Origin of the sequence: Nonomuraea sp. NPDC005730 (genome assembly GCF_040630865.1) — a bacterium.
In the GTDB taxonomy this organism is placed as follows: domain Bacteria; phylum Actinomycetota; class Actinomycetes; order Streptosporangiales; family Streptosporangiaceae; genus Nonomuraea.
The window spans coordinates 1-17631 of sequence record NZ_JBEXYK010000072.1 but is presented as its reverse complement, the minus strand read 5'-3'; the positions used below and the strand labels follow the sequence as shown (position 1 = coordinate 17631).

Annotated in this window: 15 protein-coding genes and 1 pseudogene; 3 read left to right on the top strand and 13 right to left on the bottom strand. The window is 71.7% G+C overall.

What is annotated here, in order from left to right:
* Positions 1-31: 31 nt before the first annotated feature.
* The 13 genes and pseudogenes from ABZ444_RS44605 to ABZ444_RS44545 form a co-directional block, all read right to left on the bottom strand.
* Positions 32-826 carry a uracil-DNA glycosylase gene (locus ABZ444_RS44605; protein WP_358010286.1) on the bottom strand — a complete coding sequence of 265 codons (795 nt, stop codon included), beginning with the start codon at positions 824-826 and terminating at the stop codon, positions 32-34.
* 18 nt (positions 827-844) lie between these two features.
* Complete coding sequence (locus tag ABZ444_RS44600) at positions 845-1804, bottom strand: hypothetical protein (RefSeq protein ID WP_358010285.1); 960 nt, start codon at positions 1802-1804, stop codon at positions 845-847.
* Complete coding sequence (locus tag ABZ444_RS44595) at positions 1801-2127, bottom strand: PadR family transcriptional regulator (RefSeq protein ID WP_352323564.1); 327 nt, start codon at positions 2125-2127, stop codon at positions 1801-1803. Before ABZ444_RS44595 ends, ABZ444_RS44600 begins: the two co-directional genes overlap by 4 nt.
* Before the next feature lie 88 nt (positions 2128-2215).
* A complete protein-coding gene (locus ABZ444_RS44590) occupies positions 2216-3664 on the bottom strand; it encodes a hypothetical protein (protein ID WP_358010284.1) in 1449 nt (482 codons plus the stop codon).
* Between the two features lie 188 nt (positions 3665-3852).
* Positions 3853-4800 (bottom strand): Ppx/GppA phosphatase family protein, encoded by a 948-nt coding sequence (locus tag ABZ444_RS44585; RefSeq protein ID WP_358010283.1) that lies wholly within the window; start codon positions 4798-4800, stop codon positions 3853-3855.
* Complete coding sequence (locus tag ABZ444_RS44580; protein WP_358010282.1) at positions 4791-5279, bottom strand: DUF501 domain-containing protein; 489 nt, start codon at positions 5277-5279, stop codon at positions 4791-4793. Before ABZ444_RS44580 ends, ABZ444_RS44585 begins: the two co-directional genes overlap by 10 nt.
* Entirely contained in the window at positions 5269-5679 is a 411-nt protein-coding gene (locus ABZ444_RS44575; RefSeq protein WP_357974748.1) for a septum formation initiator family protein, read from the bottom strand. Before ABZ444_RS44575 ends, ABZ444_RS44580 begins: the two co-directional genes overlap by 11 nt.
* Before the next feature lie 71 nt (positions 5680-5750).
* On the bottom strand, positions 5751-7028 hold the full coding sequence (gene eno, locus ABZ444_RS44570; protein ID WP_358010281.1) for a phosphopyruvate hydratase: 1278 nt from the start codon (positions 7026-7028) through the stop codon (positions 5751-5753).
* A 177-nt stretch (positions 7029-7205) separates the two neighbouring features.
* Positions 7206-9086 carry a protein kinase gene (locus tag ABZ444_RS44565; RefSeq protein ID WP_358010280.1) on the bottom strand — a complete coding sequence of 627 codons (1881 nt, stop codon included), beginning with the start codon at positions 9084-9086 and terminating at the stop codon, positions 7206-7208.
* Between the two features lie 75 nt (positions 9087-9161).
* Complete coding sequence (locus tag ABZ444_RS44560; protein WP_358010278.1) at positions 9162-10094, bottom strand: MazG family protein; 933 nt, start codon at positions 10092-10094, stop codon at positions 9162-9164.
* Positions 10095-10098: 4 nt separating this feature from the next.
* Positions 10099-10692, bottom strand: a pseudogene (locus tag ABZ444_RS44555) (SurA N-terminal domain-containing protein); the annotation flags it as partial.
* Positions 10693-10715: 23 nt separating this feature from the next.
* A complete protein-coding gene (gene mfd / locus ABZ444_RS44550) occupies positions 10716-14216 on the bottom strand; it encodes a transcription-repair coupling factor (RefSeq protein ID WP_358010276.1) in 3501 nt (1166 codons plus the stop codon).
* A 75-nt stretch (positions 14217-14291) separates the two neighbouring features.
* Positions 14292-14663, bottom strand: coding sequence for a signal peptidase I (locus ABZ444_RS44545; RefSeq protein ID WP_357974763.1), 372 nt, complete (start codon positions 14661-14663; stop codon positions 14292-14294).
* A gap of 62 nt (positions 14664-14725) precedes the next feature.
* Between ABZ444_RS44545 and ABZ444_RS44540 the strand changes: the two genes are divergently transcribed.
* From ABZ444_RS44540 to ABZ444_RS44530, 3 genes are all read left to right on the top strand, one after another.
* The gene (locus ABZ444_RS44540; RefSeq protein ID WP_358010275.1) at positions 14726-15445 is read left to right on the top strand and encodes a methyltransferase domain-containing protein; all 720 of its coding nucleotides are present in this window, start codon (positions 14726-14728) and stop codon (positions 15443-15445) included.
* Between the two features lie 59 nt (positions 15446-15504).
* Positions 15505-16731 carry an adenylyl-sulfate kinase gene (gene cysC, locus ABZ444_RS44535; RefSeq protein WP_358010274.1) on the top strand — a complete coding sequence of 409 codons (1227 nt, stop codon included), beginning with the start codon at positions 15505-15507 and terminating at the stop codon, positions 16729-16731.
* Positions 16728-17631 (top strand): sulfite exporter TauE/SafE family protein (locus tag ABZ444_RS44530; protein ID WP_358010273.1); only part of this gene is annotated, 904 nt, incomplete at its 3' end. The genes cysC and ABZ444_RS44530, both read left to right, overlap by 4 nt.

Here is a 17631-nt window from a genome sequence, read left to right as displayed (position 1 = left end):
GGAGAGTCCAACCCGGGGATGGTGGGACGCGTCACACCGCCAGCGACCTGGCCCGGAGGAAGATGTCGTCCAGCATCTGGGCGGTGACGCGGCCGGTGAAGGTGTTCTGCTGGCTGGGGTGGTAGCAGCCGATCAGGGTGACGGGGGCGGCATCGTGCCGGACCTCGACCTCGACGCCGTGGCCGAACCGGGGGCGGGTGCGCGGCAGGTCGTAGCCGGCGTCCTTGAGCGCGGGCCACATGGCCTGCCAGGCGAACCCGCCGAGCGCCACCACCACCCGTACGCTCCCCGCCACCATCGCCACCTCACGCGCCATCCACGGGAAGCAGGCGGCCTTCTCCTCCGGCGTGGGCTTGTTGGCCGGGGGCGCGCAGCGCACCGACGCCACCACCCTGGTGTCGATGAGCTCCTGGCCGTCGCCGGCGTACGTGCTGGTCTCCTGGGCCGCCAGGCCGCAGCGGTGGAGCGAGGCGAACAGCCAGTCGCCGCTGCGGTCGCCGGTGAAGATGCGGCCCGTCCTGTTGCCACCGTGGGCCGCCGGCGCCAGGCCGACCAGCAGCACCTTCGGCCGCTCGGCCCCCCACCCGGGGACGGGACGGCCCCAGTACGTCTCGTCCGCGAACGCGCGCCGCCTCACGCGCGCCACCTCCTCGCGCCACTCCACCAGACGCGGGCAGGCGCGGCAGACGGACTGCGCGGCCGTGAGCTCCGCGAGGGTGCCGGTGGTGGAGGCGAGGCGGCGCACGTCCGCGGGGTCGTGGGCCACCGGGGTGTCAGGGGTGGCGGGGTCGCCGGGCCAGCCGGTGCCGGGTGGTACGAAGCTCATGACACCGATGGTGCCCGATCACCTCGTCTTCTCGGGCACGGGCGTGGCGGTGGTGGCGGTGGCGGTCGGCACGGGCGTGGCGGTGGTGGCGGTGGCGGTCGGCACGGGCGTCGCCGACGGGGCGAGGGGCGCCGTGGAGGCCGTCGGGCAGGCGGCGGGCGTGGCCGTGGGCATGCCGTTGTCGGCCATCATCTCCTGCTGCTGGACCAGCGGCAGCGGGTAGCGGTTGAGCACCGGCTCGCCGCAGGACCGGTCGACCATGTACCCGTGGTTCTCGGGGCTGACCGTGATCGGGTTTCCGTCCTGGTCGTAGAGGTAGACGTCGGTCAGCGGGCTGCCGTCCTTGGCGTACGGCTTGATGTTGTAGACGTCGAGGCCGCCGCCGACCAGCATCACGTCGGCCGGCGCCGCCATCGCGACCGGCTGGTCGTCCCTGTCGGAGACCGCCGCCATCCCGGCGAGCAGCGCCAGCGCCGCCAGCACGTTGACGCCCGTGGCCAGCAGCGCGGCGAAGCGACCCCCGCGGGCCCGGCCGAACCACACCGAGACCCACACGGCCACCGCCACGAGCGCCCACTCCGCCAGGTTCCCGGGGACGACGCCGCCGCCCGCCGTGATCGCCAGCAGCAGCATGGCCAGCAGGTAGCCGCGCAGCACCCACCAGCCTGGCCGCAGCTCGGGCAGGAAGGCCACGAAGCTCCGGTACGGCTTGTGCCGCAACAGCCCGGCATGCGCCCCCGCCGCCCACGCGCGAGGCCGCGGACGGCGACTCCGGCCGCTCTGGGGACGCCCCCCATAGGCGGCCACCAACTCCTCCGCGTACGCGGCGGGCGGCCCGAGCCGATCCTCCAGCGGCAGGTCGGACTCGGCCGCGATCTCGGCCAGATGGTCGTCGAGGTCCTCGATCAGCTCCTCGCGGTCCGGGTGACCGGCCAGGGCGTCGCGGACGGCCTGCGCGTACTGTTCCGGCGTGGTCATGCGTGGCCCTCCTTGAGCAGGGAATCCATGGTCGCCGCGAAGGACGCCCACCGCTTGGCGGAGGTGGCGTACAGGGTGCGGCCGACCTCGTTGAGCCCGTAGTACTTGCGGTGGGGGCCCTCGTCGGAGGCGACGACGTAGGAGTTGAGCGCGCCGGCCTTGAACAGGCGGCGCAGCGTGCCGTAGACGGAGGCGTCGCCCACCTCTTCCAGGCCCGCCTCCCTGAGCCTGCGCACGACGTCGTAGCCGTAGCCGTCGCGCTCGGCGAGCACGGCCAGCACGGCCAGGTCGAGCACGCCCTTGAGCAACTGGCTGCTATCCACGCGAAGCAGAGTACTGTGCAATGCACAGTAGTGACAACAAGAGAACCGGGCGGCTCCCGGAAGGGTGCCGCCCGGTCACATGATCAGCTTAGGCGTCGGCCTTGGGGCAGGTCGCCGAGTAGTTGGCGACGCCCGACGAGGCGGCGTTCGGGCTGACGACGACGAGCTCGATGGTGCCCTTCGTCTCCTTGCTGTTGTGCGTGCCACCGACGCCCCAGGTCACGGCGAGGTCGCCGTTGACCTGACGCTCAAGGACGTTGACGTCCTTGACGCCGTCGACCACCCAGTAGTACTTGACGGTGGTCGGGCCGGTGCTGTGCAGGGTGGCCGAGAAGTCCACGCCGGGACCACGGTTGTCCTTGCACATGTCGGTGCGGGTGTTGGTGACCGACACGGACGACACGGACGCGGTGGGCTTGGGAGCCTCGCACGCCGCGTACGACTGCGTGATCGAGTCGTTGTTGTTCGGGCCGGTGACCGTCAGGGTGATCTTGCCACCCTTGGCGGCCTCGCCGGTCAGCGCCTGCTCGGAGAGCTCGACGGTCTTGGAACCGCTGCCCGCGAAGAGGCTCTCGCCCTTGGCCACGGACTCGCCGTTGACCGCCCAGGTGTACTGGACGCGCGCGGCGCCGGTCGCGCTGACCGTGGCGTGCGCGCCGACCTTGCAGCCGTTGTGGTTGGTGGCCGTCACCAGGTTGGTGGCCGACACCTTGACAGCGGGAGCGGGGGTCGAGTCCTTGCACCACACCTTGTAGTAGGCGCGGTTGGACAGGGCGTCGTCGGGGCCGACGATCTCCAGCTGCGCCCAGCCACGCTGGCTGTGACGCGGGGAGATGCCGAAGCCGACCTTACGCTTGTTCCAGACCTTGACCTTGCCGTGGTCGGCGACCTCACCGTTCAGGATCCAGCGGTAGCGGACCCAGGTCGGGTGGTTGACGCTGATCAGACCGGTGAAGTCGATCTTGTCACCCGGGGTGCAGGCGCCCTCGTAGGACGACGGGCTGGCCCAGGCGCGAGCCGAGACCGACACGTCCTTGTCCGTACGGACGCCCGAACGGTCGTCCCCGTCATTCCTGCCACCCTGGTCGGCACAGCTGACCGAGAAGTAGCCCTTCTTGGACGTGGCCTTCTTCGGACCGAGGACCTGGACGGCCTCCCAGCCCTTGACCTCACCCTTGAAGGTCACCGACTCCTTGACGGTGACCGACTTGGTGCCGTGGCCCTTGAGCTTGACAACCTGGACCTTGCCCTTGGACCCGTCACCGTGGAGCCAGCGGTAGGCGAGCTCGGTCTTGCCCTTGACCGGGACCGAGATCCTGGACGAGAAGCGCAGGTTGACCGGACAGGAACCCTGGTAGTCCTTCGACGAGACCTTCGGCGTGGTGACCGAGACCTTGCCGGACTTGGTGGACTTGGCCGCGGTGGCCGTGCCGGCCGCGGCCGAGGTCGCCGCCTGAGCGGGGCTGGCGACCAGGCCCGCTGCCATGGCGGCCAGCACGGCGGCGGAGGCGCCGAACGCCGCCGCCTTACGTGCCAACCCAACAGACATCATGTGAGAGTGCTCCATTCCGTGAGGGAAAAGACGCGCTCGGGAACGGTCGCCACGCCGGCACCTTCCGTGCACAGCAATATGGCAAAGCCCCCGTTTTGCGCCTTTACCTAATCACAATAGTGATTGCACGCTCAACACGGGTCATAGATCGGAAATGTCCGGATTTGGCTATCTCAGCCGGCGAGGGACCAGGCGATTCCGTCCAAGATGTCGTGTTCGCTGACGACGACCTGCGAAAACGCGAAACGACGGACGATCCGGTCAAGAATTAGCGCACCGGCACCAATCACGTCAACTCGTCCAGGGTGCATCACCGGAACCTGCGCGCGATCACCATGGGTCATCGCAAGCAGCCGCCGCGTCACCTCGTGCACCTCCTCGGCGGTGATCCTGGAGTGGTGGATGCGCTCGGAGTCGTAGGCCGGCAGGTCGAGCGCGATGCCCGCGATCGTGGTCACCGAGCCCGCCAGGCCGACCAGCGTGTGCGCCCGTTCGACGGGCACCGCCTCCTCGACCCGGTCGAGGGCCGCCTCGATGTCGGCGACGACGGCCTCCAGCGCCGGGGCCGGCGGCGGGTCGCCGGCGTCCCTCAGGTGGCGTTCGGTCAGCCGTACGCAGCCGATGTCCACCGACAGCGCGGCCTCGGCATGCTCGGAGCCGACCACGAACTCCGTGGAACCGCCGCCGATGTCCACCACCAGGTAGGGCGGCAGCGGGCCCTGCGGCAGCTCGGTCTCCGGCGAGATGCGCAGCAGGCCCCTGGTCGCCCCCCTGAACGACAACTCGGCCTCCTCCGCCCCCGTCACGACCTCGGGCGTCACGCCGAAGATCTCGCGGACGCCGTCGGCGAACTCCTGCCGGTTGCCCGCGTCGCGGGTCGCGCTCGTGGCCACCACCCTGGTCGCGACCGCGCCGTGCCGGTCGATGAGCTCCCGGTAGGAACGCATCGCCTTGAACGTGCGCTCCAGCGCGTCGGGCGCCAGCATGCCGGTGCGGTCGACCCCCTGCCCCAGGCGGACGATCTCCATCCGCCGCTCGACGTCGTGCAGCGTGTCGTCGCGGACGTCGGCGATGAGCAGGCGCACCGAGTTGGTGCCGCAGTCGATGGCGGCTACACGCATGGTCCGTCACTCCACCAGTCGGGGAGCGCGTCGAGCGCCTCCCTGCCGAACGGGTTGCTCCCCGGCACCGCCAGCTCGTGCGCCACCAGGGCGTGCAGGCACTTCACGCGCAGCGGCATGCCGCCGGTGCTCTGCATGTCGCGGGGCAGCGGCTCCATGCCCTCGTCGTGGGCCGCCTTGTCGCGCCTGGCGACGTAGTCGTCGTGCGCGGCCTGGTAGGCGTCCGCCAGGTCGGGGTCGCTCGCCAGCCTGGCCTGCATCTCGCGCATCAGGCCGGAGCCTTCGAGGGTGCCGATGGCCGAGGCGGCCTTGGGGCAGGTCAGGTAGTACAGGGTCGGGAACGGCGACCCGTCGGGCAGCCGCGGCGCGGTCTCCACCACGTCGGGATTGCCGCACGGGCAGCGGTGGGCCACCCCGCGCAGACCTCTGGGCGGCCGGCCGAGCTGCCGCTGAACCGCCTCGACGTCGTCACTTTCCACTGCTGCTCTCCACCGCTCTGCGGCCCGTGCCCTTGTCGGCGGCCTCCACCGACTCCCACAGCGTCTGGTACCACGGCGGCACCTCGACGGGCTGCTTCACGGCCGTCTGCTCCTTGCCCTGCTCGGGCTCCATCACCACATAACACTTCTCGCCGGGGCCGCAGAAGTGCAGCCGCTCCTTGGCGGTGCGCCTGATCCAGTTGGGATCGTCGCTCTGCCGGTCGCGCGCCAGCAGCGTCTGCCGCTCGGCCTCGACCCTGGCCTTCTCCGCCTGCAGCTCGGCGATGCTGCGGCGCAGGCTGATGTACTCGCGCACAGGGTAGGCCAGGCTCATCGCGATCGCGCACACCACGACCGCGAGGATGGCGGCCCGCCCGGTCAGCTGCGGCCTCTTCGCCAATGCTGCACACCCCCTTCGACGTACGGCCCGCGGCCGTCAGACCTTCCCAGGCCGCGGACCGTCAGTCGAAACTAGCGCCGGAACCGCGGAAAAGCCGCGCGACCCGCGTAGCGGGCGGCATCGTCGAGAAGCTCCTCGATGCGCAGCAACTGGTTGTACTTGGCCACGCGGTCGGACCGCGCCGGGGCGCCGGTCTTGATCTGGCCGCAGTTGACCGCCACCGCCAGGTCGGCGATCGTGGTGTCCTCGGTCTCGCCGGAACGGTGGCTCATCATGCACCGGTAGCCGTTGCGGTGGGCCAGGTCGACGGCGTCGAGGGTCTCCGACAGCGTGCCGATCTGGTTGACCTTGACCAGCAGGGCGTTGGCGGTGCCCTCGTTGATGCCGCGCTCCAGCCGCTCGGGGTTGGTGACGAACAGGTCGTCGCCGACGAGCTGCACCTTGTCGCCGAGGGCCTCGGTGATGGCCTTCCAGCCCGCCCAGTCCTCCTCGTCGAGGGGGTCCTCGATGGAGACCAGCGGGTAGTTGTCGACCAGGTCTTCGTAGAAGGCGATGAGCTCCCGCGCCGAGACGCCCTTGCCGTCGATCGTGTAGACGCCGTCCTTGTGGAACTCGGAGGCGGCCACGTCGAGGGCCAGCGCCACGTCTTCGCCCGGCACGTAGCCGGCCCGCTCGATCGCGACCAGGATCAGGTCGAGGGCGTCGCGGTTGGAGGGCAGGTTGGGGGCGAAGCCGCCCTCGTCGCCCAGGCCCGTCGCGTAGCCCTTCTCCTTCAGCACGCCCTTGAGCGCGTGGTAGACCTCGGTGCCCATGCGCACGGCCTCACGGAACGTCTCCGCCCCGATCGGCGCGATCATGAACTCCTGGATGTCGACGTTGGTGTCGGCGTGCGCGCCGCCGTTGAGGATGTTCATCATCGGCACGGGCAGCACGTGGGCGTTGGGGCCGCCGACGTAGCGGAACAGGGGCAGGTCGGCGCTGTCGGCCGCGGCCTTGGCGACGGCGAGCGAGACGCCCAGGATGGCGTTGGCGCCCAGCTTGGCCTTGTTGGGCGTGCGGTCGAGGTCGATCATGATCTGGTCGATGATGCGCTGGTCCTCGGCCTCGACCCCGTTGATCTCCTCGAAGATCTCGTCGGTCACGGCGAGCACGGCCTTCTCCACGCCCTTGCCGCCATAGCGCTTGCCGCCGTCACGCAGCTCGACCGCCTCGAACTGGCCGGTGGACGCCCCGCTCGGCACGGCGGCGCGGCCGCTGCTGCCGTCGTCGAGCACGACCTCGACCTCGACCGTGGGGTTGCCCCGGGAGTCGAGGATCTCGCGAGCGTAAACGACCTCGATGGTAGCCACGGGTTGCGCTCCTAAATCGAAAGGCAATATGCCATCAGAGCCTATCGGTACCCCGGGCCACCGGTACGGCACGGTCCAGGTGCCGGACGCCGGGCCCGTCGCGGGTCAGCCGGTCCAGGCCCGGTCGGACCCTTCGCGGGTCAGCCGGGCGAGGACAGGCGTCGGGCCCGTCGCGGGTCAGCCGGTCGAGGACAGGCTCCAGGCCTGGAGGCGGCCGCCCGTCGCGACGACCAGCAGCCCGTCGCCCACCGCCAGGCCGCTGACCTTCCTGCCCGGCGCGAGGCCGCCCAGCCGCTCGCCGCGGTCGGCGTTCCACACGGTGACCCCTTCGCCGCCGCCGGCGATCATCCGGCGCCCGCCCGCGGCCGTGACGCCGGCGCCCGCCGCGCCCGTGGCGAAGCCGCGCACGTAGGCGCCGCTGGCCAGGTCGTACACGGCGGTCGAGCGGCCCGTGGTGACGGCCGCGCGGCCGTCACCGAACGCGGCGACCGAGCGCACCTCGCCCTTGCCCTCGCCGAGCAGCCCGCCGGCCGCGCCCACCAGGCCCCTGCCGGTGCCGACGAGGGCCTTGCCGCTGGCCTCGTCCCAGGCCAGGGCGGTGACCGGGCCGGCGGCCGGCCTGGCGCTGGCGACGACGTGGTTGGAGGCCAGGTCGAGCGTCACGATCCGGCCGTCGCGGCAGCCGATCACGACCGCGGGCTGCTTGCGCCACTGGCCGGACGCCAGGCGGGCCTCCGACGGGCACACCTGGCGCCACGTGCCGGGGCGGGCGTCGCCGATGCGCCAGCGCCGCACGGTCCCGTCCGTGCCCGTCCAGACCGCCGTCTGTCGGCCGCCCACCGGGACCAGCAGCAGTGAGCGCACCGGCGTGGGGCCCGCGTTCGCGAGCCGGTCGAGCGGCTCGCCGGTACGCGGGTCCCACACCTCGATCGAGTTGCCCGTCCGCTCGGCGTAGACGACGACGGGCGCGCCCTTGTGGTGACCGATGGCCATCGCCGCCACCTGGGCCCCCGGCTCGGGCCCGAACGCGGGACCGAGCTCGACGCCGAACGCCCCCGCCTGCCCGCCGTCCTGTCCGCCGGAGGGCAGCCCGGCGTTCCGCCACAGCGCCCCGGCCACCACCCCCACGGCCACGAGCACGCCGACCCCTGCGGCGGCCCACCCCCGCCGCGTCCCCGGACGCGCACCGGACCGCGAAGCCCGCACCTCACCCGCGCCGTGCCGCGCCCGCCCGCGGGCGTGCCCGCGCGATGCCGTACGGCCCCGCAGCCGCGCCAGCACGTCGTCGGCCGACGGCCGCGCCTGCGGCTCCTTGGCCAGGCACGCCGCCAGCACCGCGCGCAGCGGCTCGGGCACCTCGCGCAGGTCCGGCTCGGCGTGCAGGATCCGGTTCATCACGGCCGGGATCGAGTCCCGGCCGAACAGCGGCTCCCCCGTGGCGGCGAACCCGATGGTGGCCGCCCAGCTGAAGACGTCGGAGGCGGCCGTCGCGCTCTCCCCCGCGATCTGCTCCGGCGACATGTACCCCGGCGTGCCGACGACGCTGCTCGCCGTGGTGGAGAAGTCCAGGTCCTTGGCGATGCCGAAGTCGATCACGCGGGGGCCGTCCTGGCCCATCAGCACGTTGCTCGGCTTGAAGTCGCGGTGCACGATGCCCGCGCCGTGGATGGCGGTCAGGGCCGTGATCGTGCCGGCCGCCAGCCGTTCCAGCTCGCCGCCGGTCAGCGGGCCGCCGTCGAGGACCAGGTCGTGCAGGGACGGCCCGTCGATGAACTCGCTGACGATGTACGGCCGCCCCTCGGCCAGCCCGCTGCCGTAGATCCGTGCCGTGCGCGAGCCCGCCACCTTGGCGGCGGTCGCGCTCTCCCGCAGGAACCGCCGGGTGGCCCGCTCGTCGCCCAGCAGGCGCGGATGCAGCACCTTGACGGCCGCGTGGCCGCCACCCGCGTCGCGGCCGAGGAACACCGACCCCTGCCCGCCGTCGCCCAGCCGGCCGAGCAGGCGGTAACCCGCCACCTCGCGCGGCTCCCCCGAGCGCAGCGGTCTCAGCTCCACCACCAGTCCCCCTCGGCTCGCCGGTTCAAGCCCCCAAGGATCCTGGCATTTGGTGACTTCTTCCGACAACCAGGGCGGTCAGGCGTTGGACTCCCACGCGCGTACGCGGTCGCGGTAGGCACGGGCCGCGGCACGCAGCTCGGCCTCGGGGTCCAGCCCGGCCTCCTGCGCCCGGCGTACGAGGTCGAACAGCTCGCGGGCCACTCCCTGGCCGATCGCGACCGCCAGCGCCTCGGGCGCACCGGCCCGCTCGGCCCTGCGCAGCAGCTGGGCGGCCAGCGCGAGCGCGGGCTGACCCATGGCGACGCCGTCGAGCACCGACGACTCGCCGCCCTTGGCCGCCCGCTCGGCCGCCTTGATCGCCTCCCAGTTGTCGTTGACCTCGTCCGCGCTCTCGGCCCGCACCGACCCGAACACGTGCGGATGCCGCCGGACGAGCTTCTCGACGATCCCCGCGGCGACGTCGTCCATGTCGAACGTCTCGGCCACGCGGGCGTGGAAGACCACCTGGAGCAGCAGGTCGCCGAGCTCCTCGCGGAGCGCCGGGTAGTCGCCCTGCTCGATCGTCTCCAGGACCTCGTACGACTCCTCCAGCAGGTACGGCACCAGCGACTCGTGCGTCTGCTTGCGGTCCCACGGGCATTCGGTGCGCAGCCGGTCCATCACCGCGACCAGGTCGAGCACCCGCGAGCCGGGCAGGTCGTACGAACCGGGCACGACCTCGATGAGCGGCGGCTCGTCGAGCGCGATGGCCGCGCGCCCGATCGCGCGCATGAAGTCCTCGTCGTCACCGGCGAGCCAGACCACCCGCTCGCGCACCGCCCGCCTGGACAGCGCGACCGCGTCGGGCACGACGACCTCCGCCTCGATCCCGGCGGCGGCCAGATAGGGAAGCTGCGGGTGGGCGGCGGAGCCGGTCAGCACGGGCCCCGAGCGCAGCGCCTGCCAGGCCTGGTCGCTCAGCAGGCCCGGCGCGACCCTGGGCGAGGTGGTGACGACGATCAGCGGCATCGGGCTAGCCCTGCTGCGGCTGCGCCTGCTGGGCGGACTTGCCGAACCGGCCCGGATCGACGAAGCCCTGCTGGCTGAACTCACCGTAACGCGGGCTGTAGATCGGCTTGATGCTCGTCAGCTCCTTGACGAACTTCTCCTGGGCGGCCTGGTCCTGGGCGCCGCCGAGCTGGTTGCGCACCTTGACCGCGCCCAGCTCCGCGCGCAGGTAGCCGCGCGCGTCAGCCGGGCTGACACCCCTGGCGATCAGGTTGATCTCGGGCGACTGGTACTGGCCCGGGTCTTTGAGCGCGTTGTCGACCTCGCTCTCGCTGACCTGCACGTTGTGCTTGGCCGCAAGCTGCCTGAACGCGCTCTCGTTCGCCATCCGGTAGAGCACGAACTGGGTGACGGGCACCCCGAGCTGCTCGGCCGAGACGTTGGCGCGCTTGAGGGCGGCCTCGTACTCCTGAACGTTCTTGGTCAGGTCGCGGGCCGAGATGCGCTCGCTCCCGACCACGGCCGCGGCTCCGGCCTCCATGGGCGAAGAGCAGGCGGTCAGCGCGGCGAGTCCTACCGCACCGGCGGCCACAGCCACTCGAATCGACTTCACATGCGTCCCTTTCCGAACAAAAACCGCGCTTAGCTTACCCGCGCGGGCTCAAGAAACATCGCCTCGACCAGGTCGCCGCACCATTTGAGCAGATCCAGGTCGCGCAACGGCTGCCCGCCCAGCGGCTTGGTCTTGGGAACCGGCACGAGCAACGTCTCGGCCGCCTGCTTGTAGACCGCCTTCTTGTACAGCCGGTCGAGCCTGACCTGCTGCGACTCCCGCAGCCGCGCCGGGCCGAACTTGATGTTCTGGCCCTGCAGCGTGACGTCGGTGAGCCCGGCCGAGCGCGCCTTGATCCGGAAGCGGGCCACCTCCAGCAGGTTCTCCACCTCCACCGGCGGCTTGCCGTACCGGTCGGTGAGCTCCTCGCGGACCTCGTCGATGTGGATCGGCGCGGTGATGGCCGCGATCCGCTTGTACGCCTCCAGCCGCAGCCGCTCGGAGGTGACGTAGTCGTGCGGGATGTGGGCGTTGATGGGCAGCTCGACCTTGACGTCCTGCTGCTCCTCCTGGACCTCGGCCCCGGACAGCTTGGCCTTCTGCTCCTGCACGGCCTCGGCCATCAGGCGCACGTAGAGGTCGAAGCCGACGCCCGCGATGAAGCCCGACTGCTCGGCGCCGAGCACGTTGCCCGCGCCGCGGATCTCCAGGTCCTTCATCGCGACGTACATGCCCGCGCCCATCTCGGTGTGCTGGGAGATGGTGGCCAGGCGCTCGTGCGCGGTCTCCGTCAGCGGCTTCTCCGGCGGGTAGAGGAAGTACGCGTAACCGCGTTCCCTGCCTCGCCCGACCCGGCCCCTGAGCTGGTGGAGCTGGGACAGTCCGTAGTTGTCGGCCCGGTCGACGATGAGCGTGTTGGCGTTGGGCACGTCGAGGCCGGACTCGACGATCGTGGTGGAGACGAGCAGGTCGTACTCGCGTTCCCAGAAGCCGACCATGATCTTTTCGAGCTGGTGCTCGTTCATCTGGCCGTGGGCGACCGCGATACGCGCCTCGGGGACCAGCTCGCGCAGCCGCGCCGCCACCCGATTGATCGAGGCCACCCGGTTGTGCACGAAGAAGATCTGGCCGTCGCGCATCAGCTCGCGCCGGATCGCCGCCCCGATCTGCTTCTCCTCGTACGGCCCCACGAACGTGAGGATCGGGTGCCGCTCCTCCGGCGGCGTGAGGATCGTGGACATCTCGCGGATGCCGGTCAGGCCCATCTCCAGTGTGCGCGGGATCGGCGTGGCGGACATGGCCAGCACGTCGACCTGCGTGCGCAGGTGCTTCATGGCCTCTTTGTGCTCGACGCCGAACCGCTGCTCCTCGTCGATGATGATCAGCCCGAGGTCCTTGAACCGCACCTCGGGGCTGAACAGCCGGTGGGTGCCGATGACGACGTCGACCGCGCCCGACCGCAGCCCCTCCAGCGTGCCCTTGACCTCGCCGTCGGTCTGGAAGCGCGAGATCGGCCTGATCGCGACGGGGAAGCTGGAGAAGCGCTCGGCGAAGGTGGACATGTGCTGCTGCACCAGCAGCGTGGTCGGCACCAGCACGGCCACCTGCTTGCCGTCCTGGACGGCCTTGAACGCCGCCCGCACCGCGATCTCGGTCTTGCCGTAGCCGACGTCGCCGCAGATCAGCCGGTCCATCGGGACGCCGCGTTCCATGTCGCGCTTGACCTCGTCGATGGCTTCGAGCTGGTCGCCGGTCTCGGCGTAGGGGAAGGCGTCCTCCATCTCGCGCTGCCACGGGGTGTCGGCGCCGAAGGCGTGGCCCGGCGAGGCCATCCGGGCCGAGTAGAGCCTGATCAGCTCACCGGCGATCTCCTTGACCGCCTTCTTGGCCTTGGACTTGGCCTTGGCCCAGTCGGCGCCGCCCATGCGGTTGAGCGTGGGCGCCTCGCCGCCGACGTAGCGGGTGACCTCGTCGAGCTGGTCGGTGGGCACGTAGAGGCGGTCGCCCTTGGCGTACTCGATGACCAGGTACTCGCGGGTCGCGCCCTGGACCGTGCGCTGGACCATCTCGACGTAGCGGCCGACGCCGTGCTGCTCGTGCACGACGTGGTCGCCGACCTTGAGCTGGAGCGGGTCGACCATGTTGCGGCGGCGCGAGGGCAGCCGGCGCATGTCCTTGGTGGACGCCTTCTGGCCCACCAGGTCAAGATGCGTGAGCACGGCCAGGCGCGGCGTGATGAAGCCGTGCTCGATCAGGCCGGTCGAGACGTGCACGACCTTGGGCTCGGGCGCCTTGTCCAGGAAACGCTGCAACCTCGCGGGCACGTCGACGCCCTTGAGCAGCTCGACCATGCGCTCGGCCGGCCCGTGGCCCTCGCTGAGCAGCACGACCGCCTTGTCCTCGGCGAGCCAGCCCTTGATGTCGGCCAGCGCCTTGGCGGTGTCGCCCCGGTAGGCCTCGGAGTCATGGGCGTCGAGCTCGACGCCGTTGCCGAACGGCGCCATCGTCCACCACGGCTGGCCCAGCGCGTCGGCGTGGCCGCGGATCTCCTCCAGCGTGCGGAAGGCCGCCGCGCCCAGGTCGATCGGCGCCTCGCCGCCGGCCGCCGCGTTGATCCAGGACGCCTCCAGGAACTCCTGCGAGGTGCGTACGAGCTCTTCGGCCCGGCCCCTGATGCGCTCGGGGTCGCACACGAACACCGCCGACCTGACCGGCAGGTGGTCGAGCAGCAGGTCCATCTCCCCCGCCAGCACCGGCGCGAACGCCTCCATGCCCTCGACCGGAATACCGTCGGAGAGCTGGTCGAGCACCTCGGCGAGGGCCGGATGCTCCTGCGCCAGCTCCCGCGCCCGCGCCCGGACCTCGCCGGTCAGCAGCAGCTCGCGGCACGGCGGCGCGAACAGGCCGTCCTCGGCCGCCTCCAGCGAGCGCTGGTCGGCCACCTTGAACCAGCGGATCTCCTCGACCGTGTCGCCCCAGAACTCCAGCCGCAGCGGATGTTCCTCGGTGGGCGGGAAGACGTCGAGCAGCCCGCCGCGCACGGCCACCTCGCCGCGCTTCTCCACCATGTCGACCCGGTGGTAACCGTTGGTGACCAGCCGTTCGACCACCTCGTCGAGGTCGGCGTCGTCGCCCGCCTTCAGCCTGATCGGCTCCAGGTCGCCGAGCCCCTTGACGATCGGCTGGAGCAGCGCCCTGACCGGGGCGACCACCACGCCGAGCGGCCCGGCGGCGGTGTCGCCCTTGACCGGGTGCGCCAGCCTCCGCAGCACGGCCAGGCGCTGGCCCACGGTGTCGCTGCGCGGCGAGAGCCGCTCGTGCGGCAGCGTCTCCCAGGCCGGGAACACCGCGACCGAGCTCGGCTCGAGGAGGCTCGTCAGCGCCGCCGCCAGGTCCTCGGCCTCACGGCCGGTGGCGGTGACGGCCAGCACGGTGCGCTGATCGTGCGCGGCCAGCGCGGCCACGCCGAACGGCCGCAACGCCGAGGGCGCGATCAGTGAGACGTCGCCGCCCTCTTCGAGCGCGGCGGTCAGCTTCGGGTCGGCCCCGGCCCCCAGGGCCACAAGGTCAAGCAGTCCGGAAAGACTCATCAGATACGCCCACAGCCCCACGACGGCAACACAACTACCCCCGGCCGGGTCAGGTCGCGGGGGTCTCCACCCAGCCTACTCGGGGTGCGGCACCCGGTAGCCGGGGACCGACGGCCAGCGTACGGTGAGCACCACCGACTCCTCCTCGGCGACCCACGAATGGTCCACGCCCTTGCCCCAGACCACGTAGTCGCCGGGCTCGGCCAGCAGCACGCCGCGCCCCGGCAGCTCCACCCGGAACCGGCCGCTGATCAGGACGAGCAGGGCGGTGCGCTGCTCACCCCTGACCCACTGGGCACGCTCGTCGCCCGCCGGGTGCACGCCCCACTTGATCTCGACTTCTTCGCTGTGCCTTGGGTCGCCGAAGGGTTTGAAGTGACCGAGCAGCCAGCCACGGTCGCCGGCCGCGTCGATATTGGCGTTCCCCACGTAAACCTGCCCGTCCACGGGGCAGGACGCTAGCAGGGAAGTGCGTAACCGAGACGACTCGATTGATTACTGTAGGTGACATGTCTGAGGTGCGATCAGTCGCCCAGCGAGGCGACCTCTTCGGTCAACGGATCCGCGAGCACTGGGCCGGGCGGTACAGCCGGCGGCTCGACCTACTCGTCGCGGGGTGCGCCCACGACGAGCCGCTCGACGTGGAGCCGCTGGAGGCCAGGGCCACGGGCGCCGACGAGGACCACCCGGCCATCAGAGACGTCCTCGAGGAGCGCGCCGACCTGGTGGCCTGGTCGCTCGGCGACCTGCGTTGCGTGCCGCTCCAGCACCGCGCCTACGACGTGATCCATCTGTCGTTCCTGCTCGAACGCGTCCAGCACGCCGAGCTGGTGTTCGACCGCCTGCTCCAGTCGCTGCGCCCGGGCGGCCTGGTGCTGCTGCGCATGCGCGACAGGAAGTCGGCCTACGGCCTGCTCGACCGCCTCACGCCGTCGTGGCTGCGCCGGGCGTTGTGGCGCACGCTGGTCGCCCCCGGCACGCCGGGCCCGCTGCCCGTCGTCTACGAGCCGCTGGCCTCCAGCGACGGCATGCACGCCTTCTGTCTCAGCCGCGGCCTGATGATCACCGACGACGAGCGCCGGGTCAGCGGCCCGGCCCGCGCCGGCCGGCTCGGCGCCGCCGCCGTCGCGCTGGTCGACCGGCTGAGCGGCGGGCGCTACCCCGCCTCCCATGACGAGATCACGATGGTGATCAGGAAGCCCCAGCATCACTTCGCCCGGCTGCTCTAGCGACAGGACGGTCCGAGCGACTAGACTTCTTTCCTACCAATTCAATCGGAATAGTTGGGATGTCGGAAACCGTGGAGTGGACCCCGGACGCGCACGAGCTGGCCGACCTTGAGCTGCTGCTGTCCGGGGCGTTCGAGCCGCTGACCGGCTTCCTGGGCCACGACGACGTGCACGCCGTGCACGAGCGCGGCACGCTCGCCGACGGCACCCCCTGGCCCGCGCCGGTCACCCTCCACCTGCCCGCCGAGGTCTCGCCCGGCGACGAGGTGCGGCTGCTCGACCCCGAGGGCCTGCCGGTGGCCGTGCTCACCGTGACCGCGCGCGAGGCCGACGGCCTGACCTCGGGCCCGCTCAAGGCGCTCGGCACGCCCGAGCACGGCCCGTTCGCCCGGCTGCGCCGCACGCCCGCCGAGGTCAGGGCCGAGCTCGGCGGCCGGCCCGCGCTGGCCGTCACGATGCGCGGGCCGCTCGACGACCTCACCGAGATCACCGCCACCGCGAAGGAGCTCGACGCGGTGATCGTGCTGCTCCCCCTCTCGTACGGCGAGGCGGGCCCCGGCGTCGTCCGCGCCGCGCTGCGCGCCAAGGCGCACCTGCCGGAGGGCACCGTCGTGGTCCCGGTCCCCCTGGCGCCGCGCGCGGAGCCGGAGATCGACCTCGAACTGCGTGAGCACGTCGCCACCGCCTACGGCGCCACCGAGCACTACGCGGGCCCCGAGCCCGTCACGCTCCCCGGCCCGCCCCACCGCCGCGGCCTGGTCGTCTTCTTCACCGGCCTGTCCGGCTCGGGCAAGTCCACCATCGCCCGCGGCCTGCGCGACGCCCTGCTGGAGCTCGGCACCCGCACCGTCACCTACCTCGACGGCGACGTCGTGCGCCACCTGCTGTCCAAGGGCCTGACCTTCTCCAAGGCCGACCGCGACCTGAACATCCGGCGCATCGGCTTCGTCGCGGCCGAGGCCGCCCGCCACGGCGGCCTGGCGATCTGCGCCCCCATCGCCCCCTACGCCGCCACCCGCGAGGAGGTGCGCGAGACGGTCGAGTCCGTCGGGGCCGACTTCCTGCTCGTGCACGTCGCCACGCCGCTGGCGGAGTGCGAGCGGCGCGACCGCAAGGGCCTGTACGCCAAGGCCCGCGCCGGCCTGATCCCCGAGTTCACCGGCGTCTCCGACCCCTACGAGGAGCCGGACGACGCCGACCTGGTGATCGACACCACGCACATCTCGATCGAGGCGGCCGTCTCCCAGGTCCTGGGGACGCTGCAGTCCGGAGGGTGGGTACGTTGATCGACTTCGCACTGGTGGCCGGGTCCTTCGTCGTCGCCATCGTGGTCGGCCTGACCGGCATGGGCGGCGGGGCCCTGATGACCCCGATGATGATGTTGTTCTTCAACGTCCCGCCGCTGGCCGCGGTCTCCAGCGACCTGGTCGCCTCGGCCGTCATGAAACCGGTCGGCGGCGTCGTCCACCTGCGGCGGGGTACGGTCAACCTGCGGCTGGTCGGCTGGTTGTGCGCCGGGTCGGTGCCGGCCGCGTTCTGCGGGGTGTTCCTGGCCCGCGCGTTCGCCGTGACCGACGCGGTCAAGTACGCGCTGGGCGTGGCGCTGCTGCTGGCCGTCGTCGGCATGGCGGTCAAGGGCTGGCTCGGCGCGCGGGGCGGCTCGTCGAGCACCCACGAGATCGTCGTGCGCCCAATTCCGACCCTACTGGTCGGTACGGTAGGCGGACTGGTGGTCGGCGTCTCCTCCGTGGGGTCGGGGTCGCTGATCATCGTGGCCCTGCTCGTGCTCTATCCGGCGCTCAAGGCCAACCAGCTCGTCGGCACCGACCTGGTGCAGGCCGTGCCCCTGGTCACGTCGGCCGCGCTCGGCCACCTGATGTTCGGCGACTTCAAGCTGGAGCTCACGCTCTCGCTGCTGATCGGCTCGATCCCCGGCGTCTACCTCGGCGCGCGGATCTCCTCACGCGCCCCGGGCGGGCTGATCAGAGCCCTGCTGGCGATCGTGCTGCTCGCCTCGGCGCTCAAGCTCCTGGACGTGAACAACACCCTCACCGTCGCCCTCCTCGTCCTCGCCTCGGCCGTCACCGTCGTCGGCTGGAGGGTGCGAGGGAGCGCCGTCGCCTGGAGGAGCGGCGGGAGCGCAGCGACCAGAGCGGGGGAAGGCGGCGGCATCAGGCGACCGAGCC